The 25784-nt window shown below is 67.4% G+C and carries 17 protein-coding genes and 1 tRNA gene; 11 read left to right on the plus strand and 7 right to left on the minus strand.

From position 1 onward, the window contains the following. Positions 1-29: 29 nt before the first annotated feature. The gene (gene bcsE, locus FHR96_RS09320) at positions 30-1655 is read right to left on the minus strand and encodes a cellulose biosynthesis protein BcsE (RefSeq protein ID WP_183387402.1); all 1626 of its coding nucleotides are present in this window, start codon (positions 1653-1655) and stop codon (positions 30-32) included. Between the two features lie 160 nt (positions 1656-1815). On the opposite strand from bcsE, the gene bcsR reads away from it, so the two are divergent. From bcsR to bcsC, 6 genes are read left to right on the plus strand one after another with little or no spacing between them, the layout of a single operon-like run. Continuing rightward, positions 1816-2019, plus strand: coding sequence for a cellulose biosynthesis protein BcsR (gene bcsR, locus FHR96_RS09325; RefSeq protein ID WP_183387403.1), 204 nt, complete (start codon positions 1816-1818; stop codon positions 2017-2019). Next, positions 2016-2750 carry a cellulose biosynthesis protein BcsQ gene (gene bcsQ, locus FHR96_RS09330; protein ID WP_183387404.1) on the plus strand — a complete coding sequence of 245 codons (735 nt, stop codon included), beginning with the start codon at positions 2016-2018 and terminating at the stop codon, positions 2748-2750. Before bcsR ends, bcsQ begins: the two co-directional genes overlap by 4 nt. Then, positions 2747-5305, plus strand: coding sequence for a UDP-forming cellulose synthase catalytic subunit (gene bcsA, locus FHR96_RS09335; RefSeq protein ID WP_183387405.1), 2559 nt, complete (start codon positions 2747-2749; stop codon positions 5303-5305). Before bcsQ ends, bcsA begins: the two co-directional genes overlap by 4 nt. A gap of 26 nt (positions 5306-5331) precedes the next feature. Beyond that, the gene (gene bcsB / locus FHR96_RS09340) at positions 5332-7584 is read left to right on the plus strand and encodes a cellulose biosynthesis cyclic di-GMP-binding regulatory protein BcsB (protein WP_183387406.1); all 2253 of its coding nucleotides are present in this window, start codon (positions 5332-5334) and stop codon (positions 7582-7584) included. A gap of 3 nt (positions 7585-7587) precedes the next feature. Next, complete coding sequence (gene bcsZ / locus FHR96_RS09345; protein ID WP_183387407.1) at positions 7588-8697, plus strand: cellulose synthase complex periplasmic endoglucanase BcsZ; 1110 nt, start codon at positions 7588-7590, stop codon at positions 8695-8697. Beyond that, the gene (gene bcsC / locus FHR96_RS09350) at positions 8694-12194 is read left to right on the plus strand and encodes a cellulose synthase complex outer membrane protein BcsC (protein ID WP_183387408.1); all 3501 of its coding nucleotides are present in this window, start codon (positions 8694-8696) and stop codon (positions 12192-12194) included. The genes bcsZ and bcsC overlap by 4 nt, the downstream gene beginning before the upstream one ends. A 69-nt stretch (positions 12195-12263) precedes the next feature. Here the strand turns inward: bcsC and FHR96_RS09355 are convergent, their stop codons facing one another. After that, positions 12264-12779, minus strand: coding sequence for an AmiS/UreI family transporter (locus tag FHR96_RS09355; RefSeq protein WP_183387409.1), 516 nt, complete (start codon positions 12777-12779; stop codon positions 12264-12266). Positions 12780-12993: 214 nt separating this feature from the next. On the opposite strand from FHR96_RS09355, the gene FHR96_RS09360 reads away from it, so the two are divergent. After that, positions 12994-13206 carry a hypothetical protein gene (locus FHR96_RS09360; RefSeq protein ID WP_183387410.1) on the plus strand — a complete coding sequence of 71 codons (213 nt, stop codon included), beginning with the start codon at positions 12994-12996 and terminating at the stop codon, positions 13204-13206. Between the two features lie 63 nt (positions 13207-13269). On the opposite strand, the gene purL is transcribed toward FHR96_RS09360, so the two are convergent. After that, positions 13270-17205, minus strand: a complete 3936-nt coding sequence (gene purL / locus FHR96_RS09365) for a phosphoribosylformylglycinamidine synthase (RefSeq protein ID WP_183387411.1) — start codon at positions 17203-17205, stop codon at positions 13270-13272. Between the two features lie 166 nt (positions 17206-17371). Here purL and mltF point away from each other — a divergent pair, with 166 nt between their 5' ends. Beyond that, complete coding sequence (mltF, locus tag FHR96_RS09370; RefSeq protein ID WP_183387412.1) at positions 17372-18835, plus strand: membrane-bound lytic murein transglycosylase MltF; 1464 nt, start codon at positions 17372-17374, stop codon at positions 18833-18835. 9 nt (positions 18836-18844) lie between these two features. After that, on the plus strand, positions 18845-20827 hold the full coding sequence (locus FHR96_RS09375; RefSeq protein ID WP_183387413.1) for a GGDEF domain-containing protein: 1983 nt from the start codon (positions 18845-18847) through the stop codon (positions 20825-20827). On the opposite strand, the gene tadA is transcribed toward FHR96_RS09375, so the two are convergent. Continuing rightward, positions 20807-21277: a tRNA adenosine(34) deaminase TadA gene (gene tadA, locus FHR96_RS09380; RefSeq protein WP_221195762.1), complete on the minus strand. Its 471-nt coding sequence runs from the start codon at positions 21275-21277 to the stop codon at positions 20807-20809. The genes FHR96_RS09375 and tadA overlap by 21 nt on opposite strands. A 90-nt stretch (positions 21278-21367) precedes the next feature. Here tadA and FHR96_RS09385 point away from each other — a divergent pair, with 90 nt between their 5' ends. Together FHR96_RS09385 and FHR96_RS09390 are read left to right on the plus strand one after the other, a co-directional pair. Next, the gene (locus tag FHR96_RS09385) at positions 21368-22186 is read left to right on the plus strand and encodes an acyl-CoA thioesterase (protein WP_183387415.1); all 819 of its coding nucleotides are present in this window, start codon (positions 21368-21370) and stop codon (positions 22184-22186) included. A gap of 232 nt (positions 22187-22418) precedes the next feature. Continuing rightward, the gene (locus FHR96_RS09390; RefSeq protein ID WP_183387416.1) at positions 22419-23738 is read left to right on the plus strand and encodes a glycine cleavage T C-terminal barrel domain-containing protein; all 1320 of its coding nucleotides are present in this window, start codon (positions 22419-22421) and stop codon (positions 23736-23738) included. 60 nt (positions 23739-23798) lie between these two features. Here the strand turns inward: FHR96_RS09390 and FHR96_RS09395 are convergent. The 3 genes from FHR96_RS09395 to salA all read right to left on the minus strand — a co-directional run bounded on the left by FHR96_RS09395 (position 23799) and on the right by salA (position 25775). Next, a tRNA-Thr gene (locus tag FHR96_RS09395) sits at positions 23799-23874 on the minus strand. Positions 23875-24145: 271 nt separating this feature from the next. Beyond that, positions 24146-24274: a hypothetical protein gene (locus FHR96_RS22590; protein ID WP_281378388.1), complete on the minus strand. Its 129-nt coding sequence runs from the start codon at positions 24272-24274 to the stop codon at positions 24146-24148. Positions 24275-24419: 145 nt separating this feature from the next. Further along, entirely contained in the window at positions 24420-25775 is a 1356-nt protein-coding gene (gene salA / locus FHR96_RS09400; protein ID WP_183387417.1) for a salicylate 1-monooxygenase, read from the minus strand. Between the last annotated feature and the right edge of the window lie 9 nt (positions 25776-25784).

Below are 25784 nucleotides of genomic sequence, written 5' to 3' on the forward strand. Positions count from 1 at the left end.
CGCCAGGCCGGCCAGCGCGATGGTCCAGGTCATGAACGGGGCCCCTCCGGTGCGGCATCAGCACGCAGGAGGAGCGCGAGGGGACGCGGAGAGGCGGCGTCATGATCGCGGGTTGGCTCCTGCTCTGCCACGGCCATCGGCGCCGAAGTGACAAACGTCTGACTCACGCCATCCCAGCCTCGCCCGATCAAACGATGCACTTCGATCGCCACCGCCTCGGGGTCATCGAAAACGTCATGCGACTCGAACAGCGCCGCGTCGGGCAATCCGAACAAGCGCTTCAGTGCGGGCTCGAGATCGGTCGATCGACAGCCGAACAGGAAAAGATAGAGCCGCCCCTCCATGAGCGTGGCCATGTCACCGTATCGGCTCAGGCGGCACTGGTGCAGCGCCTGCTCGGGCGACAGCCCGCCGGCCGGCTGCAGGGCCACCATCAGGCTGCTGACGGCCTCGGCAGCCGAGCTGTCCAGCCACTGCTCGATACGGTCGAGAAAGGTCGCCGACGACACCGCGCCTCCGGGCGTGACCGGATGCAGGGAAGCGACGACCCCCTCGAAATCGAGGCTGATCTGGCGCGTGAAACGCTGTCCCTGGATCCCGTCGAGGCGACTCAAGAACCGCGATAGCGGTACTGCCGCGCCGATCACCAGCGTCACACCGCACAGTGACAGCAGACGTTCGTCTCGATAGCGTAGGCAGGGCACCAGCTCACGAACGACCAGCTTGATGGCGTTGCCGCGCTGGACCCTCAAGCCGTGCATCCAGCGCGCCACCGCCTCGATCTCGTCGGCATGCTCCAGCCCCAGGACAACCGTCGCGGCCTGGGCGTTGACTGCCTGGGCCACCACTGCGCGTGCCGAGTCATGCACATGCCAGTGCTCGGACAACGCCGGCGCACCCTCCAGCACACAGCGCTGCACCAGGTATTCATGGTCATCGCTGCCCACGATCTCGTCCTGCGTCATCGAGGACAGCAGCTGCCAGCCGAGCCCCCTGGCCGTCAGGGTCAGGTCTCGTCCCCCGCACACCAGCAGATCACTTCGCCAGTGGAGAACGAGGAAACGCCCCTCATCGCCGATAGGCTGCAGATGCGCCAGGCCATCCAGCGCATCGTTGAACGGGTGCAGGCGACCCCGCAGCGCCAGCCCACGCGATCCATGGCTGACGATCATCACGCAGACCCGATGCGCCACGGCCCAATCACGCCATTGCCGACACCACAGGGCGAGTTCTTCGTCATCACTCAGCGCACCATCGAGATCAGGCGTTTCGATCTCCACAATGAGCATGCGGGATGACTGGCGCCTCCAGCGGCGCCCACGGGCGAGCTCCCCGGGCAGACGAAGCCAGGCCTCGGCGTTCATGATCTCGGGCAGTGCGAAGAAAGTCAGCCGCCCAGGCCCCCGTTCAGGAGGCAGGCGCGCCGCGGTCTGGCGGGCATGGTCCACGGCGGCGACCCAGTCGACTCGCATCTCTGGCGCAGCGCTCGCCAGCATGCCGAGAATCAAGGCATCGGCATGCCCGGCTCGGTCGGCCAGCAGCCAATAGACGCCGGGGCAGCGCAAAGCAGCGAACTCCGGCCACAGCCCCTCGATGCCCAGTGAGTAGTGGAGACGCTCGGTGCGCATGGGCGACGGATCCGACGAGATCGACATTAAGCACTTCCTTTGATATGACGGATCAATTCCCTAGCCTGAACGCATGCCATGGCTGTTACTTTTCATACTCATATTATAATAAGCTTATCATATTAAAGTATTGATTCTCTGCTGCTCTGGACTCGCCACGTCACACCGCCAGCCACCAAGGTAATGCATGTCGACCCACGATCTGATCATTCCGCATCATGCCCCCGTCGCACCGCGCTACGACGATGACATCCAAGCGCTACTCCACAAGGCTGGGCTGACCGGATTTCCCTACCGCAACATTGCCGAGCAGGAGCAACTGGCCGCCGACCTGGCCCGTTGGCCGCTGCTGGTCGAAACAACGCAGGCCCGCTCGGAGCACGGTACTTGAACGTCGTCGCCGTGCAAGGACTCCGAGGCGGAACTGGCGCCAGCTCGGTAGTAGCCGGCCTGGCCGAAGCCTTGTCCCAGGCCGGCGAAGCCGTGCTGTGCATCGACATGGACCCGCGCAACCTGTTGCGCCTGCATTTCAACCATGCCTGGGAGGACACTCGTGGATGGGCAAGGGCCCGACAAGAGGGAGACGCCTGGCACGAACCCGCCTTCGTGCTGGGTTCGCAGTTACATTTTCTCCCCCACGGCCTGCTAGACGCGACCGATCACCAGCAGTGCGACTCGCGCGACGACGATCCCGGGATCTGGCAGCAACGACTGGCGGCCCTCGAGGCCGATGCCTATCGCTGGGTACTGATCGACGTGCCCGCCCACGCCCATGACACGCAACGCCAGGCTCGCCGTGCGGCGGACACCTGGCTGGTGGTCGCCCAGGCGGATCCTGCCTGCCATGCCCTGCTCGAGGCACATACCGTCAGCGTCGGCGAGTATCTGCTGATCAATCGGCTCGCGGCCCGCAGCGCCCTTCAAGGTGATCTGCACGCCCTGTGGCAGAGGCAGCATGGCGACTGGTTGGTGCCTCTCAGCATTCATCGCGACGAAGCCATGTTCGAGGCCTTGGCCCACAAACGCGGCGTGGTCAGCCATCGCCCCAACAGCCTGGCCAGCCAGGACATCCACCGACTGGCGGCCTGGCTGCTGGCACAGCACGAGGCCTCGCCCTCATGAGCCCTCTGCTGCGCCGCAACTTGATGAGGCCCTTGTCGCATCATTACCGGGCATTACGCCACAAGCGCGGCGCCGGTCCACTGACCGCCTCGCTGCTGACGCTACTCTGGCTGCTCGGCTGGGGACTGTTGCGTTTCGAGTCACCGGCCTGGCAAGGACTGTTCGCCAGCCACGGGCACGCCTTTCGCCATTTACACCGGCGCCGTCCAGGGCTGGCCGATCCCCTGCGCTATCTGATCCAGATCGTCTGGCTGGCCGTGCTGCGCCCGCGTCGCTGCCGCCCCCAGCCGGCAGAGGCCGCCAGGTCGCGCGCGCCCTCATGGGCGAAGCAGGCTTGGGGCACGTATCGCGAAGCGCTTCGTGCACTCCCCCGGCATCTGATGCCCGCCGCGTCACGCCCCCTCCAGGCATCCGCCGAGGCATCGTCCTGGCCACTACTGGCCATGGGCACCCTGGCCGCCATGCTGATGCTGCTGGTGATCACCCAGCCCTTCTCGCTCGCGGCACAGGCCGTGTTCGTCGCGCTGCTCTGGGGGATCGCACTGATCGTGAGGCGCATTCCCGGGCGCTTGGCGACCCTGGTACTGATCGTGCTGTCGGTCACCGTGTCGTGCCGCTACCTCTGGTGGCGATACACCTCGACGCTGAACTGGAATGACCCGCTGGACATGACGTGCGGCCTCCTGCTCCTCGGCGCCGAAACCTATACCTGGCTGATCCTGATTCTCGGCTACTTCCAGACCATCTGGCCGCTCAATCGCCGCCCCGTTCCGCTGCCCGAGGACACGTCGCGCTGGCCCACTATCGACCTGATGATTCCCACCTACCACGAACCTCTCGACGTGGTGCGCCCCACGGTGCTGGCCGCACTGGGCATCGACTGGCCAAGCGACAAGCTACGCATTCATCTGCTCGATGACGGCCGGCGTGAAGCCCTGCACGACTTCGCCCGATCGGTGGGCATCAACTACATCACCCGCGACGACAATCGCCATGCCAAGGCCGGCAACCTCAACCACGCGCTAAGCGTCACCGACGGCGAATTCCTGGCCGTCTTCGACTGCGACCACGTGCCACAGCGTTCCTTTCTGCAGATGACGCTGGGCTGGTTCCTCAAGGAACCACGCCTGGGCATGCTGCAGACGCCGCACCATTTCTTTTCCCCCGACCCGTTCGAGCGCAACCTCGGGCGTTTTCGCGAGATGCCCAACGAGGGCACGCTCTTCTACGGACTGGTGCAGGACGGCAACGACCTGTGGGACGCCTCGTTCTTCTGTGGCTCCTGTGCCGTGCTCAGGCGCAGTGCCCTGGAGGCCATCGGCGGCTTCGCCGTGGAAACAGTCACCGAAGACGCCCACACCTCGCTGCGCCTGCATCGTCACGGCTATACCTCGGCCTATCTGCGCCTCCCTCAGGCGGCCGGACTCGCCACCGAAAGCCTGTCGGCGCATATCGGCCAGAGAATTCGCTGGGCGCGCGGCATGGTGCAGATCTTCCGCCTCGACAACCCCTTGCTGGGGCGCGGACTATCGCTGGGCCAACGCCTGTGCTACGTCAACGCCATGCTGCACTTCCTGGCCGGCATCCCACGGCTGATCTTTCTCACAGCCCCACTGGCCTTCCTGCTGCTGCACGCCTACATCATCTACGCGCCAGCGATCGCCATCCTGCTCTACGTCGCACCGCACATGTTTCACTCGGGCATGACCAATTCGCGCATCCAGGGACGCTATCGGCACAGTTTCTGGAGCGAGATCTACGACGCCGTGCTCGCCTGGTACATCGCCCGTCCGACCACGATGGCACTGATCAATCCGCGCAAGGGCAAGTTCAATGTCACCGCCAAGGGCGGCCTGGTCAGCAGCCGATACTTCGACTGGACGATCTCGCGCCCCTATCTGCTGCTGATCCTGCTCAACATCGCCGGCGTGGCGGCCGGAGGCTGGCGACTCTACGCCGGGCCGACGGACGAGATCCCCACCGTGCTGGTGAGCCTGGGCTGGACGCTCTACAACCTGATGATCCTGGGAGGAGCGGTCGCCGTCGCCGCCGAAGCTCGCCAGGTGCGTCGCCACCATCGCGTGCAAGTGGCCCAGGATGCCGCCGTGGCACGCGAAGACGGCCATACCTTTCCCTGCATCCTCAACGACTACGCCGAAGCCGGGGTCGGCCTTAGCCTGCCCAGGCCGGGCTTGCTCGAAGCGGACGAGACCGTCACGCTGCTCCTCCGGCGCGGCCGCCAGGAGCATGCCTTCGAGGCCCGCGTGGTCAACCTTAATGGCACTCGCGCCGGCCTGGCACTGGCGCCGATGTCACTGCCGCAGCACATCGCCTATATCCAGTGCACCTTCGCCCGCGCCGACACCTGGACGCTGTGGCGCGACGATATCGCTGCGGATCGGCCGATGCAAAGCCTTCGCGACATACTGGGGCTGGGGCTCGAGGGGTATCGCCGCCTGTTCCTGCACGCCCCGGCGTCGGTTCGCGGCCCCCTCGGCTGGCTGGGTTCTTTCCTCCCCCGACGGGTGACCATCACCCCTGTCGGGGGGCGCTAATACCGTTAGACAAGGATCGTGTTTCGATGCGCCATCGCTGGCTTTTCTCCCTGCTACTCGCCCTTGCCTTGCCCGCCCAGGCCCAGACGACACCGGTCATGGAGCCTCAGGCATCGCAGGCACCTTCCATGCTCGCCGACGATGCCGCCCCGGTCACCGAGCGAAGCCTTCGCCTCGAGCACCTTGCCCGAAGCGGGCTCGAGCTGAGCGGACTGAGCCCGGCTCGTCAGCTCGAGTTCGGCGTCCGCGGCGACCGGCTAGTCACCCGGGCCACCCTGGATCTGCGCTACACGCCCTCCCCGTCCCTGCTCGGGGATGTCTCGCATCTCAAGGTCTATCTCAATGACGACCTGATGGGCTCAGTGCCACTGTCATCCACGGCAGCACCAGGCAATGCCCAGCGTGCACGACTCGATCTCGATCCTCGCCTCATCGGCGATTTCAACCGCCTGCGGCTGGAACTCGTCGGTCACTACACGGATATCTGCGAAGATCCTTCCCATTCCAGCATCTGGCTCGCCTTGGGCAGCGATAGCACGCTGACGCTGGAAGAGCAGTCACTGCCCCTGGCCAACGATCTGGCACGCCTTCCTCGCCCGTTCTTCTATCCGCGCGACGACGCATCGCTGGAAGTTCCCTTCGTACTGCCCGCCGAACCGACGCTCGAGATGCAACGCGCCGGCGGCATCATCGCCTCCTGGTTCGGCATCCATGCAGACTGGCGCGGGCAGCATTTCCCGGTGTCCTTCGATACGCCTCCACGGCGGCACTCGGTGGTATTGGCCACCAATGATCGACGCCCCGACTTCCTCGCCGATTATCCAGCGGTCGACGGCCCGACCCTCGAACTGATCAGCCATCCCGAATCGCCCTATGCCAAGATGTTGCTGGTACTGGGCCGCGATGATGACGACCTTGTCGAGGCCGCCCGCGCCCTTGCCCTGGGCGACGTGTTGCTGCGCGGACAAAGCGCCAGCGTCGAGGCCCTGGATACCCTGGCCCCCCGCCAGCCCTATGATGCACCAGCCTGGATTCCCACCGACCGCCCCGTGCGCTTCGACGAGCTGATCGACTATCCCTCCCAGCTCCATGCCGATGGCATGGAGCCCGCACCGCTGAACCTGGCGTTGCGCATTCCCCCGGACCTGTTCGTCTGGAACGACGAGCAGGTCGACCTCGAACTCGGCTACCGCTATAGCCCGCCGTCAGTGGATGCCGGCTCGCGTCTCGACGTGAGCATCAACGGCGAGTACCTGCAGTCGTTTCCGCTCAAGACCGATGGCGGCAACGCCGAAACCGATCGTTTCCAGGTGCCGCTGTTGCAGGACTGGCTAGGCGGACAGCGTCGCGTTGACATCCCCTCTCTCACCCTGGGTGCCCTCAACCAGCTGCGCTTCGATTTCGCCTATGCCAATCGCGTGGGGGGCACGTCCCACGACGAGTGCAGCACCGTCTTGCCAGTGGCACACCAGGTCAGCATCGATGAACAGTCGACCATCGACCTCTCGGGCTTCCCCCACTATCTGGCGATGCCGGCACTGCGAACCTTTGCCAATGCCGGCTTCCCGTTCAGTCGCCTCGCCGACCTGTCGCAGACGTTGGTCGTGATGCCTGCGGCCCCTTCGGCCGATGAATTGTCGGCGCTGTTCGACAACCTGGGCCGGATCGGCGCCCAGACCGGCTACCCCGGCGTCGCGGTAAGGCTGACCGACGACTGGCACTCCGCCAGTGACATCGACGCCGACATCCTGGCCATCGGTAGCCTCCCCGACACCCTGGAAGATCCTCAGCCGATCGTGGCCCTCGGCACCGACGCCCGGAGTCGTCTGCGTATCGCCAGCGACGCGATGACTCGCGACGGCCTCGGCGCCAAGGAAGTCCAGGCCGACAGCGACGTCAGCGTACGCGCCCACGGCGCCTTGGCCGCCATTCTCGAGATGCCCTCGCCGTACTTCGATGAGCGCAGCGTTGTCGCCATGCTGGCACCGCAGCCCGCCGACCAGCGCCTGCTCAATGCGGCCCTGAACGACCCGGCACGCATCGCCCAGATTCATGGCTCGGTCAGCCTGATCCGCGACTCGGGCGTGAACAGCCAGATGGTGGGCGAACGCTACTACATCGGTCACCTGCCATGGACCACCTGGCTGTGGTACCACCTGTCCACGCATCCCTGGCTGATCGCCGGCGTGGCCGTGTTCGCCGTGTTGCTGGTCGCCTTCCTGCTATGGCGCATCCTGCGACGCCTCGGCGCCCGTCGTCTGGCGGCCGGCAGAGAATAGGCCATGCTGCGAACCTTGTTACTGGCAATGAGCATGCAGCTCATGGCGCTTCCGCTCCAGGCCGCCGAGCACGACTGGCCCGCCTGGAGCCGCTTCGAGGCTAACCTGATCAGTGAAGACGGGCGCGTCATCGACCCGTCCGATGAGCGCCGGATCACCACCTCGGAAGGCCAGAGCTACGCGCTGTTATTCGCCCTGGTGGCCGACGATCGCGATACCTTTCAGCGCGTGCTCGACTGGACGCAGAACAACCTGGCCAAGGGCGACCTGGGGGCAACGCTTCCCGCCTGGCTCTGGGGACGAGGCGACGATGACCGCTGGGGCGTGATCGACGCCAACAGCGCCGCCGACTCCGACCTGTGGCTCGCCTACACCTTGCTGGAAGCCGGCCGACTGTGGCAGCGTCGCGATTATCGCGTGCTGGGCCAGCGCCTGGCCGGGCGCATTGCCGAGCAGGAAGTCGCCGAGCTGCCCGGTTTCGGCAAGATGTTGCTGCCGGGGCGCACGGGATTCGTGGGCGACGCCAGCTGGCGCGTCAATCCCAGTTATCTGCCGCCCCAGCTGCTGACCCGCCTGAGCGCACTGGGCGGCCCTTGGCCCGAGGTAGCGAAGCTGGTTCCCAAGCTGCTCCTGGGCAGCGCCCCCCGGGGCCTGGCACCGGACTGGGTGGCCTGGCGGACAGACAGTGGCTGGCAGCCGGACCCCGAGCATGGCGCCGCCGGCGACTACGATGCCATTCGCGTCTACCTGTGGCTGGGCATGCTCGCCCACGATGCTCCCTACCGCGAGACGCTGCTCGCGCACTTCCAGCCCATGCGCGACCTGACCGCCTCCCTGGGCGTCCCGCCGGAACACATCGATGCCCGCAGCGGCGAGTCAACAGGCATCGCCAACGTGAGCTTTTCCGCCGCCCTGTTGCCGTTCCTGGTGGCCACCGCCCAGGATCACGACGCTCCGCTGGCGGCGGCGCAGCGACGCCGTATCGCTGGCGCCCCTCCCGACGACGACGCCTACTACAGCCAGGTCCTGATGCTGTTCGGCGTCGGCTGGGACCAGGGACGCTACCGCTTCGCCCCGGACGGTTCGTTGCATCCGGCCTGGGAGGCACCATGAGAGATACCGACCTGGTGCCCTCCGCCGTGCTGTGTCTCCTGCTGGGTGGCATGGCATCGCCCCTGTCGGCACAACCGCTGCCCGACGACGCGCCTCGTGAGACCCGTGTCGCGCCCGCCGCCTGGCTGCTCGAGCAGGTACGCCTCGGCGAGGCACGGCACAATGAGGCGATCACCGACCAGGCCCTGGAGCGGTTGAGCGCCATCGCCCCGGACGATCCCCGTGTGCTGGAGGCCAGAACCCGACAGGCCCTGCGCCGCCAGGATGTCGACGAGGCCTCGCGGCTGGTAGAGCGCCTGGGCCGAGTGGCGCCGGACAGCGAGGCGTACCGACTGGCGCGCCTCAATCTGACGCTGGCACGCCCAGAGGCCCGTAGCGCCCTGGGGCAGGCCCGCCTGCTTGCCACGGCGGGCCGGCTCGCGGAGGCCAAGGATGCCTACGATGCGTTGTTCGCCGAGGGGCTTCCCACCCTGGCGCTTGCGCTGGAGTACTGGCAGTTGGTGGCACGCCTGCCGGGCGGCGCCAACCGTGCCATCCGTGAACTTCAGTCGCTGGATACACGCTATCCGCAAAGCGCCGAGCTGGAATTCGCCCTGGCACGCCTGATGCTCGCCGAAGGGCGCAACGCCGAGGCCGAGCGTTATCTGTTCCGCCTCTCCGAGGATTCGGGCTCGCGTCTCGCCGCGGCCCGGCTGTGGCGCGATGCACTACGCGACGCCCCGGCCAGCGACGCCAATGTGGCCGCCTGGGAGCGCTTTCTCAGCCACTTCGGCAATACCGAATATGCCGACGAGGCACGGCAAACCCTGGCCGAGCAGCGACGCCTGCTGGCCAATCCCGCCTATCGGGCGCGACAGCGCGGCCTGGCGCGTCTTGCCCAGCAGCAGGGCAGCGCCGGCGAAGCCGATATCCAGCGCGCCTTGGCGGCATATCCCGACGACGTCGAACTGATCGGCGCGCTGGGTATCATTCGCCTGCGACAGGGCCGTCACAAGGCAGCCCTGGCCCAGTTCGAGCGCGCCCAGGCCCTGGATACCGGCAGCCTGAGCGGCGACAAATGGTCCGCGTTGATCGACACCGCCCGCTACTGGCAGCAGATTCGACAAGGCGATGCCGCACTGGCGAACGATGCGCTCGAGCCAGCCGAACAGGCCTATCGACGCGCCAGCCAAGTGCTCGTGGACGATCCCCAGGCCTGGCTGGGGCTGGGCGACGTGGCGCAACGGCGAGGCAAGACGGGAGCCGCCGAGCGCGCCTACCGCCAGGCCCTGAGTCGGGCTCCCGGCTCGGCCAACGTACTGACGAGGCTGGCCGAGCTTTATGCCTCACAGTCACCACAGCGCGGGGTGGAGTTCATCGATGGCCTGCCTGCCGCCCAGCAACGCCTGCTAGCCGACGTTCGCACCCGGCTACGCGTCGCCGCCCTGCGCGCCGAGGGCGATCGGCTGGCCGCCGAACGGCGCTGGGAAGCGGCGGCACAACGCTTCACCGAGGCCCGATCCCTGGTACCCGACGACGTCTGGTTGACCTATAGCCTGGCCCAGGCACTGCGACAGCAGGCACGGACGGCTCGTGCCGACGACGCCTTCGCGGACCTGCTGACGCGCCTCGAGACTCCGGAAGCGATGGCCCAGGGCCACTATGCCCAGGCGCTCTACCTGGCCAGCGATGAACGCGATCAGGCAGCCCTGGCCATCCTGGGACGGATTCCGGCAGCCCAGCGCGACGCCGACATGCGCGCCCTGCAGCGGCGTCTCGCTCTGGCCCAGGTCCTTGCCCGCGCCGACCGCCTGCGCGAGGCCGGTCAAACCGAACAGGCACGACGCCTGCTCTCCGCCCAGCCCGACGACGCCGATATCGAGCGACGACTGGGCGACTGGGCGTTGGCCGACGACCAGCCCATGGTGGCCGAGCGTCATTACCGGCAGGCACTGACGCTGGCTCCCGATAGCGTCGCTGCCCGGCTGGGGCTGGTGGATGCAGCGCTGGCCCAGGGAGATGACGCTGCCGCCAGAACCCTCCTGGCTGGCGTCGATCCTCCCGCCGATGATCTCGATGCCCGGCGCCATACTGCCAATGCCTGGGCGGCACTGGGCGAGCTTGACCACGCACAGCGCCAGGCCGACGCCCTCGCCGCGACGTCCGGGGCGAGCGATGATGCGCTGCTGTTACGCGATACGGCACGTATCGCGGCCATGGCCGGCGACCACACGACGGCATTGGCGCGCTATCGCCAGGCGCTGGCGGCCGCCGAGCTGGCCGAGCCGAGCACGCTGTCCAGCGATGCGGGATTCACCCGGGCACTGCGTACTCGGGAAGACGATGACTGGCTGGCCTCAAGCCTGCGCGCGGACGCCGCAGAGCTGTATCGCTCACGCCACACGCGGGTCCGCGCCGACCGCCTGGTCCAGAACGAGAACGGCACCGACGGCGTCTCTGCATTGACCACCACGACCGACATGCTCGACGTCGATACCCCGCTTGGCGAAGGACGCGGCTTCGTACGCTTCGATCGCGTCACGCTGAATGCCGGTCGCCTGGGACGTGACGCCGACGGCCTCAATCGCGACGAGTTCGGCACCTGCGCCGCCGTGGGCTGTCGAGGCGGCCTAGACCAGCAAGACCGCGGCGTCAGCATCGGCGTGGGCTGGTATGACGACACCTGGCGCATCGACGTCGGCACCACTCCGCTGGGCTTCGCCGTGACCGACTGGGTCGGTGGCATCGAATACAGCGGCGAGCTCGGCCCACTCTGGACGACAGCCGGCCTCTCACGACGCCCGCTCGCCGACTCGCTGCTCAGCTACGCCGGTACCGAGGACCCCAATACGGGGATCACCTGGGGTGGCGTCCGCACCACCGGCGTCGATGTCGGCCTCGGCTACGATCAGGGCGGGCCCAACGGCGTCTGGTCGAACGTCGGCCTTCACCATCTGGACGGCGAGAACGTGCCCGACAACCAACGTGTCCGGCTGATGGGCGGCATCTACCGCAAGCTGATCAACGCGTCCCACGAGCGCCTGAGCATCGGGCTCAATGCCATGGCCATGCACTACCGCGAGAATCTCGGCGGTTACTCGCTCGGCCAGGGCGGCTACTACAGCCCGCGCCGCTACCTGTCGCTCAGCCTGCCGATCGGCTATCGACAGCGTACATCCGACTGGAGCTGGTCCCTGGAGGCCGCCGTTTCCCACTCCTGGACCGAGAGCGGCCCCCGCAACCGCTACCCGCTCGACGGTGCTTACTCGGCCTCACTGCCTGATGCCACAGCCCGAGACGCAAGCAGCCTCGGGGGAGGAACCGGCTTTTCCGCCGCCGCTGCCGTCGAACGCCGCCTCTCCACCCACTGGCGTGTCGGCCTGGCCCTCGATGCCCAGGAGTCGGAGGGCTATTCTCCGAATGCCGTGCAATTCTATCTGCGGTTTTTCCCTGCCCCTTGGCAAGGCGATCTCGACCTGCCGCCCACGCCCTTGCCCCCCTATGCAGAGGGAGGATGATCCTGGACCTGTGCTCAAGGCACGCCAAGACAGACGATGACCGAGCGTAGAGACAGGGAACGCCGGCACTCAGCCAAGCAATCCCTGCAGCAGCAGGTAGCCCGGTACCCAGGCCGTCACCAGACCCTGGGCCAGCGACGCCCGAGCCATCAACGGCTGCAGGCGCGGGCGATAGCAGAGCATCAGGTAGAAGCCGAACCACAGCGCCGCCCAGGCCAGCCAATTTGCGCCGGACCACCAGCCCCAGATCCCCTCGGCCACGGCGAGACGCAGCAGGCCGGTCGGCAGAGCGGTGAGGGCCACGAACAGGCAGAAATAGCCGAGGCCATGGCCGGAACTGCCGTTACGGCGATTGATCGCCACCCACAGGTAAGTGAAGGCGAACAACAGGGTCATGGCGGCAGTGCGGACGCTGGCCGCATCGGCGCCGGGCCCGAAGGCCGCATAGGCGGCCACGGCGAGGCTGACCCCGCCAGCGAAGAAGTTGATCACCTGGATCTCGCGGTCCTCGATGCGCCCCGACAGCCACAAACCGTTGAGCACCAGCACCGCCCCCACGTACAGCAGACTCAGCCCCTCATGCATCCTTAACGCGCTCCATCCCGGGCGTTCGGCTCCCATGCCGACGCCTCGAAGCGCTCTTATAGTCCGATGCGGCCCACCAGGCAACTACTTGTGGAAATTTTTTCCATTAACTGTCATTCAACCGTCGTGACTTGACCTCATCATGGGCAACCATGATACCTAAAGGACAGTCGCGCGAACGGATCGCCCATCGCCGAGTAAAGGAGAGCCGCCCATGAAAGTGCAGACCCGCCCCGAATGCCCCAAGTGTGGCAGCCGTGTGAAACGCTTCCCCCCGGGGCGCGAAGACCAGTATCACGTCTACTGCGACGGATGCGGCCATGATTTCGGCCGCTTCGACTACTTCCAGGCGCAGTTCCGTCATGTTCTCGATGAGCTCGAAGCCCACCTGAAGGAACACGAGCCCTCGAACAACGGCGCGCCCTGATCCACCTCCGGAAACGAAAGCGCCCGGGCCATGCCCGGGCGCCTCGCGTCACGGTATCCGGCCTCAGCCGAGCCAGGTCCGGGCGTTGCGGAACAGGCGCATCCAGGCTCCGTCCCGGGTCCACTCGGTGGGGCGCCAGGAGTTGGTCACCGCACGCACCACACGCTCAGGGTGCGGCATCATGGCGGTCACGCGGCCGTCCGGCGTGGTCAGCCCGGTAATGCCCGAGGGCGAGCCGTTGGGGTTGGCCGGATACCGGGTGGTCACCTGGCCATAGTTGTCGGCATAGCGTAGCGCCACCTGGGCGCTGCTCTGGATGTTGCGCAGGTGGGCGCTGTCGCGGAACTCGGCGCGGCCCTCGCCGTGAGCCACGGCGATCGGCAGCAGCGAGCCCTGCATGCCGGACAACAGGATCGACGGGCTTTCCTCGACGCGCACCATGGCCACGCGGGCCTCGAACTGCTCGGATTCGTTGCGCACGAAACGCGGCCAAGCCTCGGCGCCGGGGATCAGCTCGCGGAGCTGGGCCAGCATCTGGCAGCCGTTGCATACGCCCAGGGCGAAGCTGTCGTCGCGGCCGAAGAAGCCGGCGAACTGCTCGCGGGCCCGGTCGTTGAACAGGATCGACTTGGCCCAGCCGCCGCCGGCGCCCAGCACGTCGCCGTAGGAGAAGCCGCCACAGGCGACCAGGCCCTTGAAGTCGTCCAGGCCGACGCGCCCTTCCAGGATATCGCTCATGTGCACGTCGACGGCTTCGAAGCCGGCGTGGTCGAAGGCCCAGGCCATCTCCAGGTGGCCGTTGACGCCCTGCTCGCGCAGCACCGCCACCGCCGGCCTGGTGGTGTTGACGAACGGTGCGGCGATGTCCTCGTTCACGTCGAAGCTCGGCTGGGCGGAGAGGCCCGGGTCGCGGCCGTCGAGCAGGCCGTCGAACTCGCTCTTGGCGCACTCGGCGTTGTCGCGCAGCGCCTGCATCCGGTAGCTGGTCTCGCTCCAGGTGCGCTGGGCCAGCAGTCGGGTGGTCTCGAGCAGCGGCTCTTCGAACAGGGTCACGCGCACCTGGTCGTCGTAACGCGGCCGGGCGATCACACCACAGGTCTCGATCCCGGCGCCGGCGAACTGCGCCAGCACCTCTTCGGTGTGCTCGCGGGCCACCTGGATCACCGCACCGAGCTCCTCGGCGAACAGCGCGTTGAAGGCCTCGGGAGTCTCGTCGATCAGCCAGTCGAGCTTGATCTCCAGGCCGGCATGGGCGGCGAAGGCCATCTCCAGCAGGGTGACCAGCAGGCCGCCGTCGCTGCGATCGTGGTAGGCCAGCAGCTTGCCGTCGGCGTTGAGCCCCTGGATCACCGAGAAGAACGCCTTGAGATCCTCCGGATCGTCCAGGTCCGGGCACTCGTCGCCTACCTGCCCGTAGACCTGGGCCAGCGCCGAGCCGCCCAGGCGATTCTTGCCGCCGCCCAGGTCGATCAGGATCAGGTCCGATTCGTCCTGCTCCAGGTTGATCTGCGGGGTCAGCGTCTTCATCGCATCGGTGACCGGGGCGAAGCCGGTGGTCACCAGCGACAGCGGCGCAGTGACGCTCTTCTCCTCGTCTTCACCCTGGTCATTCTCTTGCTGCCAGGCGGTGCGCATGGACATGGAGTCCTTGCCCACCGGCACGGCGATGCCCAGTGCCGGGCACAGATCCATGCCCACGGCGTGGACGGCGTCGTAAAGCGCCTGGTTCTCGCCCGGGTGGCTGGCCGCGCTCATCCAGTTGGCGGAGAGCTTGATGTCGCCGAGCTTGGCGATCGGCGCCGCGGCCAGGTTGGTGATGGTCTCGGCCACCGCCAGGCGGGCGCTGGCCGCCGGGTCGATCAGCGCAACCGGCGGCCGCTCGCCCATGGCCATGGCCTCGCCGGCATGGGTGTCGAAGGTCGCGGTGGTCACCGCCACGTCGGCCACCGGCACCTGCCAGGGGCCGACCATCTGGTCGCGGGCCACCTGCCCGGTGATCGAGCGGTCGCCGATGGTGATCAGGAAGTTCTTGGAAGCCACCGTGGGCAGGCTCAGCACCCGGTCCATGGCCTCGCGCAGATCCAGATTGTCGAGCATGATGCCCGGCAGCTCGCGGCTCTCGCGAGTGAACTCGCGGGTCATCTTGGGCGGCTTGCCGAACAGCACGCTCATCGGCAGGTCGACCGGCCTGGAATCGAAATGGCCGTCGCGGACCTCCAGATGGTGGGCCTCGGTAGCCTCGCCGACCACCGAATAGGGGCAGCGCTCACGAGCGCACAGGGCGTCGAAGGTGTCGAGATCCTGCGGGGCCACGGCGAGCACGTAGCGCTCCTGGGCCTCGTTGCACCAGATCTCCAGCGGGCTCATGCCCGGCTCGGCGTTGGGCACCTCGCGCAGCTCGAAGCGCCCGCCGCGCTCGCCGTCCTTGACCAGTTCCGGCAGCGCGTTGGACAGCCCGCCGGCGCCCACGTCGTGGATGAAGCGGATCGGGTTGTCGTCACCCAGCGCCCAGCAGCGGTCGATGACCTCCTGGACGCGGCGCTCGATCTCGGGGTTGTCGCGCTGCACCGAGGCGAAATCCAGGTCGGCGCTGGAGGTGCCCGAGGCCATGGAGGAAGCCGCGCCGCCGCCCAGGCCGATCAGCATCGCCGGACCGCCCATCACGATCAGCTTGCCGCCCACCGGGATCTCGCCCTTCTGGACGTGCCCCTCGCGGATGTTGCCGTAACCGCCGGCAAGCATGATCGGCTTGTGGAAGCCGCGGCGCTCGACGCCGTCGGCCCCCAGGGCATCCTGCTCGTAGCTGCGGAAGTAGCCGGCCAGGTTGGGGCGGCCGAACTCGTTGTTGAAGGCCGCCCCGCCGATCGGCCCCTCGAGCATGATCTCGAGCGCCGAGACGATGCGTTCGGGCTTGCCGTAGTCGAACGCCTCCCAGGGCTGGACGAACTCGGGGATGCGCAGGTTGGAGACGGTGAAACCGGTCAGGCCGGCCTTGGGCTTGCCGCCGATGCCGGTGGCCCCCTCGTCGCGGATCTCGCCGCCGGCGCCGGTGGCCGCACCCGGATGCGGGGCGATCGCCGTCGGGTGGTTGTGGGTCTCCACCTTCATCAGGATGTTGACCGACTCCCGGTGGGTGCCGTAGACGGCCTTCTCGGCGGCGGCACCGGTCAGCGGCGCGGCGAAGAAGCGCCCCGCCTCGCTGCCGCGGATCACCGCGGCGTTGTCGCTGTAGGCGGAGAGGATGTCGTCCGGTGAGGCCTCAAAGGTGTTCTTGATCATCTTGAACAGCGAGCGCGGCTGGGCCTCGCCGTCCACCACCCAGTCGGCGTTGAAGATCTTGTGACGACAGTGCTCGGAGTTCGCCTGGGCGAACATCATCAACTCGACGTCGGTGGGGTTGCGCGCGAGCCCCTGGAACGCCTCGCAGAGATAGTCGATCTCATCCTCGGCGAGCGCCAGGCCGAGGGCGACGTTGGCCTCCTCCAGCGCCGGACGCCCGCCGCCGAGGATATCCACCTGACCCAGCGGTGCCGGCTGGTGATGGGCAAACAGCCGAGCGGCATCGGAGGCGTCGAACAGCACCGTTTCGGTCATGCGATCGTGGAGCGCAGCGACGACGGCCTCATAGGCCTCCTCGGAAAGCTCACCGGCGAAGCGCACCCGATAGGCGATACCGCGCTCCAGGCGGCGCACCCGAGCAAGGCCGCAGTTGCGGGCGATGTCGGTGGCCTTGGACGACCAGGGGGACTGGGTGCCGATGCGCGGCACCACCAGGAACAGGCGACCATCGTCCTGGGCACCGGTGTCATGAGCCGGCCCGTAATCCAGCAGCCGCTCGAGCAGGCGCAGGTCCTCTCCGCCAAGCTCCCCCTCGTGGTCGACGAAGTGCACATAGTCGGCGCCGAGCGCCTCGACCTGGGGAGCCACGGCGTGCAACGCTTCGAGCAGCTTGGCATGACGGAAGGCGGATAGGGCGGGCGCGCCACGCAGTTCGAGCATATCCTGGGGCCTCTGAAACTAGCAGAATGCAGTAAAGACGGGGGCCGCGGCCGGCGGCAATGAGCGCACATGATACTGGAAAGCGCCGGCCGCGAGAAATCGGCGTGGATGACAGCCGTCGAGGGGCTGGGTAAGGTGGCACCACTCATCGCATCCTGACATCACTATGCTGTCATCCTTGCTCGATCACCTCCGTCGCCGGCGGCGAGGCTACGCGGCCCTCTGCGTGCTGCTGGGGCTTTGGCTGTTTACCGACCGACCGAACCGCACTCCCGGGCCACTGCTCGAGGACGTGCTGGCACGGGATTTCCTGAGCATCCAGACGCGCAACACGCCCACCACCTACTACGAGGGCCGCCAGGGCCCGACCGGCTTCGAGTACGAACTGATGCGACGCTTCGCCGACCATCTCGGCGTCAGCCTCAACCTCGACGCCGACCAGAACATCGACGAAGTCCTCGAAGCGGTACGCGAGAAAGGCGACCTGGGCGCCGCGGCCTTGCCCCTGGACCCGACCCGTGACGGCTTGATGTACAGCCGGCCGATCATGCCGCTGCAGCCCCTGCTGGTCTATCGCCGCGGCCTGCCGCCACCGAGCGAGCTCGACGATCTCGAGGGCCTGGAGATCGGCACGCTGAGCGGCACGGGGACCGACCGGGTCATGCGCGAACTGCAGGACGAGCACCCCTGGCTGAGCTGGCAGGAATCCGACGACATCGAGGTCTCGGCGCTGCTTGGCCGGGTGGCCGACGGATCGCTGGACGCCGCCGTGGTCTTCGAGCACCAGTTCCGCCTCAACCGGCTGTTCTTTCCTGAAGTCGAGGATGGCTTTCGGCTCGGTCGGCCGCTATCGCTGGCCTGGGCCTTCCCCACCGGCCAGGGCCTGGGACTGCTGCGCGAAGCCAACCGCTTCCTCGACGGGCTGCAGGGCAACGGCCTGCTGACCCGCCTGGAGACCCGCTACCTGGGCCGCGACGACTATCTGGAATACGTCGGCGCCCGCACCTTCATCGGCCACGTCCACGAACGACTGCCGAAGTACGACAGCCTGTTCCGTGCCGCCGCCCGAGCCAGCGGCTTCGACTGGAAGCTGCTGGCGGCGGTGGGCTACCAGGAGTCCCACTGGCGTCCCGACGCCACCTCGCCTACCGGGGTGCGCGGCATGATGATGCTGACCAACGCCACCGCCGCCGACCTCGCCGTCGACAACCGACTCGATCCGGCCCAGAGCATCGACGGCGGCGCCCGCTACCTGCGCGAGCTGAAGGAACGACTGCCTGCATCGATCACCGGGGAGGACCGTTTGTTCATGGCCTTGGCCGCCTATAACGTGGGCCTGGGCCACCTCTATGACGCCCGCCGCATCGCCGAGATGCGCGGCGGCGATCCCGATGCCTGGCGCGATGTCCGCGAGGCTCTGCCGCTGCTGCAACAGCGCGAATGGCACAGCAAGACCCGCTACGGCTATGCTCGCGGCGGTGAGCCGGTGATCTATGTTCGCAACGTCCGCCGCTACTACGAGATCCTCGCCTATGTGGACCGCAGCCGACAGCAATTCCACCAGCTCAACGCCCGGCGATCGCTGTCCGAGGAGGATGGCCTCTTCGACCGGGTCCCGCCGAGCGGTTGAGGGCCGAGCATGAGGCACCGTGTCATCGCCTTGCCCCTGACGGTCGTCGCCCTGCTGGTGGCCCTGCTCGGCCTTCTGGCCGGCGGCTCCCAGGCATCGGGAAGCACGGCGAGCGTCCTCCTGTGCGGCCTGCTCAGCGCCAGCCAGCTGGCCTGGCACGGCCGTCGCCTGCGCATGTCGCGACTGCTGCTGTGGCCGGCACTGGGCTGGCTGGTCCTGAGCCTGCTCAGCTACCTGTTGCCTGAGCATTGGGTGGCACACGCCAGCTGGAATCGCTGGGCGACCCACCTGATGCCGGGCAGCTACATCGATGACTGGCGCCCTCCGCTGCTGGTGATGCTGTGCCTGACGCTGCTCGGGCTGGTGCTGCTGGTGCGTACCCGTGCCAACCTCGGCGCACCGCTGCTGTTGGGAGTCGCCGCCCTGTCGCTGGTGGGCCAGGCCATCGAGCAGGTCCACGACCACGACTTGCTGCCACTGACCGCCAACGGGCCGGTTTTCGTCGCCCAGGCCTGTCTGCTGCTCGGCCAGTCGGTCGATATCCTCGGCGGCTGGCGTGCCAGCCGCGGCAGCATCCAGCGTGCGCTGTGGCCCTCGCTGCTGCTGGCGTTGCTGACGCTGGCACTGTGGCACCACCAGCGCGAGGCCGACGAGCTTCGGCTGAGAGCCGACATCGAAGCCCAGGGTCAGCGCCTGGCCGGTCGACTATCGTCCGAGATCAACGCTCATCTGGCCGCCATGCGTCGCTTCACGGCCTCGTGGAGCTGGCGCGACTCACCGCCCACCGCCACGCAGTGGGCCCATCAGGCCGAGCTGTATCACCATGACTTTCGTTATTTCCTGAACATCGCCTTCATCACCCCGGACAGCCGCATCCTGCGCGTGCACCCGGGGTCCAGGATCAACAACGAGCTGCTCGACACTCGCCTGTTCGACGCCCAGCCGGAGGGGCGCGAAGCCCTGGGCCGGGCGCTTCACGACGGACGCGTCGGCCGCACCGGCATCATCAGCCTGCTGCAGGAGCAGCCCGGCCTCATACACTACCTGCCGGTGATTCAGGACGACAGCGGCCGGATCCTGGGGGCCGTGGGCGTGGTGGTGGGCCTGCAGGCAATGGCCGACACCCTGTTCCGCCAGGTCGGCCCCGAGACCACGGCGCTGTCGCTGCTCGATGGCGAACGACTGCTCGCCTATCAGGGGCCCGCCGAGCGCCAGGGCCCCTGGCGCCATGCCGCGATGCTGGACCTCAGCGGCCTGCCGCTGACTCTGGTCACTCGCCCCGGACGCGACACCCTGCTCGCCCACCGCTCACGACTGCCGGGCATCACCCTGACGGCAGGACTGTCGCTGGCCTACCTGCTCTATCTGTCACTGTTCGCCCGACACCGCATGCTGGTGCAGCATCGCCAGGTCCGCCGCTCCAACCGCGAGCTGCGCCGCGAGGTACGAAGCCGCACCCAGCTGCAGCGGGAGATCGAGTGGCTTGCCGATCATGACGACCTCACCCGCCTGCCCAACCGCCGCCGCTTCATGCAGGTACTGGCGGAACACGCCGAGACCCGGCCGCTTAGCGTGCTGCTGTGCGACGTCGATCACTTCAAGCTGATCAACGACCGCCATGGCCACCTGACCGGAGATCGCTACCTCGCCGAACTGGGCCGACTGGGTCAAGGAGTGATCGAGACGGCGGGGGGCGTTTTCGCCCGCTTCGGCGGCGAAGAGTTCGTTGCCTGCCTGCCGGGCCAGGATGCCGATGGCGCAGCGGCCGTGGCCGAGCGGCTGCGGCTCGCCTTGACCGAGTCCGGGCTGCGCCATCGGGATGGCGCGCCCCTGACCCTCAGCGTCGGTGTCGCCACCCTGGAAACGGGATCGCTGGTCGCCGACGACCTGCTGCAGGACGCCGACGAGGCCCTGTATCGCGCCAAGTCCCGCGGGCGTGACCGGGTCGAGCGGGCCTCGCCGCGCCCCGGGCTATCCACCGGTGGTGTCTGAACGGCGTTCGGCGAAGAAGGCCTTGAGCAGCTTCGACACCCGGGTAGCCAGCACACCGCCCTCCACCGCCACCCGATGGTTGTACCAGGGCTGGGCGAACAGGTTGGCGCGCGACTCGACCATGCCGGTGCGCGGCTCGGCGGCGCCATAGACCACCCGGGCCAGGCGCGCGTGGATGATCGCCCCGGTACACATCAGACACGGCTCCAGCGTGACGAAGAGGGTACAGCCATCCAGGCGGTAGTTGCCGAGGCGCGCGCCGGCATCGCGCAGGGCGCGTATCTCGGCGTGGGCGCTGGGGTCGTGGTCGGCCACCGGGGCGTTGTACCCCTCGCCGACGATCTCCCCGGCCGCATCCACCACCACCGCGCCCACCGGCACCTCGCCGGCCTCCCCGGCCAGGCGAGCCTGGTCCAGGGCACGGTGCATGTAGAACTCGTCGCTGCGCATCGCCGTCGACTCCCGTAAACTGATCGCCATGAAACATGCGTATGACATCCTGGCGCCATCGAGCGCCATGCCCCCAGGAGGATACCCGCAATGAACGATGCCCTGAACGCCTTGGTGGATCTGCTGGGCCTCGAACCCCTGGAGGAAAACCTGTTCCGCGGCCGCAGCCAGGACCTGGGCCTGCCCCAGCTGTTCGGCGGCCAGGTGCTCGGCCAGGCGCTGTCTGCCGCCACCCATACCGTGGACGCCAGCCGGCGCGTCCACTCGCTTCACGGCTATTTCCTGCGCCCCGGGGATGCCAGCCGACCGGTCGTCTATCAGGTCGATGCGGTGCGCGACGGCCGCAGTTTCACTACCCGCCGGGTTACCGCCATCCAGAAGGGACGCCCGATATTCTTCTGCAGCGCCTCCTTCCACGGTGAGGAAATGGGCCTCGATCACCAGCCGCAGATGCCCGACGTACCCGCTCCGGAAACGCTCGACGAAGCCGACCTGAGCCTGCGCTTCCCCGGCCACCCCATCGAGTTTCGCCACGTGCTGGACGCCTCCGAGCCCGGACAGCCGGCACGCAAGCGGCTGTGGTTTCGCCTGGCCGGGGAGCTCCCCGAGGATCCCGCGCTGCATCGCTACCTGCTGGCCTACAGCTCCGACTTCAACCTGCTGACCACCGGCCTGGTGCCTCACGACATCGGCTTCGGAGATCCCGGCCTGCAGATTGCCAGCCTCGACCATGCCCTGTGGTTCCATCGCGATGTCCGCGTCAACGACTGGCTGCTCTACGACATGGACAGCCCCTGGGCCGGCGGCGCCCGCGCCTTCACTCGCGGCAGTATCTACGATCGCCAGGGGCGCCTGGTGGCTTCCAGCGCCCAGGAGGGACTGACGCGCCTGCGCGCTCCGCATCAGTGAAATAGCCCCCGCCGTCCTTGCGCGCCCCTGTCCGTGTCGTCGCCGGGAAACCCGGCGTCGTCACCGGAACACCGGCGACTAACGCCCTGCCTACCTTGAAAATAGCGGCGACCTTTGCAGACGGTCGCCGCCGCGCGGGTCAGGATCGAGGGTGCCTCGTCGACGGTCCCGAATGGCCGCCTATCGCCCCTCGCTGCCCCTATGGCAACGAACGGGCGAGGAGTGCCGAGCCATGTCCCATCGAGCGAACGTGAACTACCAGGATTCCATCGACCAGAGCGACCGTCTGGTGCCGGTCAACCTGCGCCAGAGCGGCGACCCGGGCATCCAGATGCTGATCTCCAACCGCGTGCGCAAGTCGCCCTACTGGCACCTCTCGGTCGAAGCCGGCTGCTGGAAGGCCACCGTCTACAACCGCATGTACCATCCACGCGCCTACGTGCGCCCCGAAGACGGCGGGGCCATGGAGGAATACCGCGCGCTGGTCAACGACGTCACCCTGTGGAACGTCGCCGTCGAGCGACCGATACGCGTCAAGGGGCCCGATGCCGAGGCCTTCTGCAACTACGTCTGCACCCGCGACGTGACCCGGGTTCCGCCGATGATGGGACGTTACGTGGTGCTCTGCGACGAGCAGGGCCACGTGCTCAACGACCCGGTGATGCTGCGCGTGGCCGAGGACGAGTTCTGGTTCACCATCAGCGATTCCGACCTGGCCTACTGGTTCAAGGGCATCAATCACGGGCTGCGCTACGACGTGACCATCGACGAGATCGACGTCAGCCCGCTGCAGGTGCAGGGCCCGAAGTCCGAGGACCTGATCGCCGACCTGGTCGGCGAAGCCGTGCGCGAGGTGCCCTACTACGGTCTGATGGCAGGCACCATCGAGGGGGCCGAGGTGCTGATTTCCCAGACCGGCTTCTCCGGCGAGAAGGGCTACGAGGTCTATGCCTTCGACTCCAGCCTGCATGCCGAGACCGTCTGGAACGCCATCCTCGCCAAGGGCGAGAAATACGGCCTCAAGGTCATCGCCCCGGCCCACCACCGGCGCATCGCCGCCGGCATCCTCTCCTACGGCCAGGATCTGGATCACGAGACCAATCCCTTCCAGTGCAATCTCGGCCACATGGTCCCCAAGGCCAAGGAGGCGGACTATATCGGCCGCGACGCCCTGGAGCGTACCCGCGAACTGGTCCAGCAAGGCACACCGCCCTTCACCCACCAACTGGTGGGGCTCAAGCTCGGCGGTCGCCCCATCGAGGACTATGCGCCGGATTTCTGGCTGGTCGGCCCGGATGCCGATAGCGCCCCCAGCGGATGGATCACCTCGCCCTGGTACTCCCCCGAGCTCGGCACCAACATCGCCATGGCCTACGTGCCGGTGGCGTCGGCGGTGGTCGGGACCGTGCTGGTGGCCTGGCTGCCCGACGAGTTCCTCGACATCCCCGGCCAGCCGGTCGACGCCGTGGTCTGCGAGATGCCATTCCGCGCCTCGGTGAATCCCAGCTCCCGGGAACGCGCCAAGGCGGCAGGACGCGACTACGCCTACTGACGCGCCCGCGCTCACGACACAAAAAACCGCCACCCGTTCGGGTGGCGGTCTTCGTGTGCCTGGTGCCGGTGAGTGGACTCGAACCACCGACCTACGCATTACGAGTGCGTTGCTCTACCAGCTGAGCTACACCGGCGTGCCGAGCATCATACGACCCGGTCGCCAGGCTGCCAAGGGCACCTCGGCGGCCGATGTTCCACAGACGCGGTATCAGACCGTCATGTCGACGTCGTATGGGCGGGAGCGGCGAGGACAGGTGTCGCTCCATGGGAAGAGAGGGACGTCGGGAGCAGAAATGCGACGTTTCTCGACGCGGCCATCAGGCGGCTACCGGGCAGCCCGCGGGACGCGGCCCGACGGGCGCGAGATGCGCACGCCAGGCTCAGGCGCCATGCACTACGGGAGCATCAGATGTAGGCGTAGGGCATCCGAGCCTGGAAACCGCGGTAGGCGCTTTCGGTCATCACTTCCAGTACACGATAGGCACCCTTGCCGATACGCTTGAGCAGGGAGGGACGGGCGGTTGAAGTCGTCATGGGATCTCATGCCTGTGTCGATGAGTGTCGAGGCATTATACCTTAGTCGTTAGACGTTAGTCTAACATCATCTCCCCTTCCTGCACGCCTCAGGTCTTCTACGGGTGCCACGCCAACGATCGTTGGCGTGACAGTCAGGTCCGTATCAGGTCGTCGGCAGCTCCGTATCCCCCGCCACGGCGACTGCCGGCGTCGGCCACTTCAGCCGGCGACGCGCCAAGGCCACATCGTCACGTGGATCATGCTGCCAGAGCCAGTCGAAGCGTCGCTCCAGGTCCGCCGCCAGGCGCGCTTCGTCGGCGCCGATGCCATCGCCACGGCATTCGTAGACATCCCCGGCTTCCCGAGACGTGGCCTGCACTCGGCGGGTACGCGCATGACGCGCCGCCTCGAAGGCCGCCAGCACCGCCGCGACATTGTTACGCTCGGCGTGCGGGTCGCTCAGCAGGCCGGCCAGCACGTAGGCATCCTCCAGTGCCTGGCCGGCCCCGGCGCCCTGGTGGGGCAACATCGCATGCGCGGCATCGCCCACGATCAGCACCCGGTCGCGGGCGTAGCGCGGCAGTTCGGGCAGCTCGTGCAGGGCCCAGCGGGTCGGCTGATCGATGCAGCCAAGAATCGCCTTGGATGCGGCGCCCCAGCCGGGGAAGTCCTCGAGCATCGCCTGCTGACTCACTTCCACGACCCAGGGCGCACCCTCCGGCAGTTGGGGCTCCGGGCACGACCGGTCGGTGACGAACGCCACTACATTGATCAGTGCCGCCTGCTTCACCGGGAAGGTCAGGATATGGCGATCGGTGCCCAGGTACATCTGCGGCACCACGGCCAGCCGCTCGTCACAGCCCGCCTCTTGCAGCGCCCGGCGCAGGCGCTCGACGGGAACCAGCCCGCGATAGGCCTGGGTGCCGCTCCAGCGCGGCCCGACCTCGCCGAAGTCCGCCACGGGCAGCACATGCTCGCGCACCGCCGACTTGATGCCATCGAAGCCGATCAGCAGGTCACCCCGGAACTCGCTGCCATCGGCAAAGCTCACGCTGATGCCCTCGGCATCCTGAACCACGGCCTGGCAGCGCTTGCCGAAATGGGCGATGCCCGCGGGCAGGTGGGCAACGATGGCATCCAGGAAGTCCGCGCGATGGACCGAGGACTGGCCACAGCCCGGGGCCAATGAGGCGGTCAAATAGGCCTCGTCCCGACCTCGTCGCCACTCGAACCAGACATCCTCGCAGGGCGCCGGGGAGGCGTCGGCGATGCGTCGATAGGCGGCTTCCAGGCCCAGCAGCGAAATGGCCCGTACGGCATTGGGTCCGAAGGAAACCCCGGCGCCGATCTCCGAGAAACGCTCGGCGGCCTCGAACAGATGAACCTCCAGGTCCGAACGTCGGGAGAGAGCGACGGCGAGGGCCACGCCTCCGATGCCGCCGCCGACGATACCGATGCGCAGACGGGCTTGGCGGGGCTGCCGAGTGTCGGGCTGAGCGGGGGTCTTGTGGGTCGGCATGATAGTCAC

The sequence above is a fragment of the Halomonas organivorans genome, assembly GCF_014192055.1.
In the GTDB taxonomy this organism is placed as follows: domain Bacteria; phylum Pseudomonadota; class Gammaproteobacteria; order Pseudomonadales; family Halomonadaceae; genus Halomonas; species Halomonas organivorans.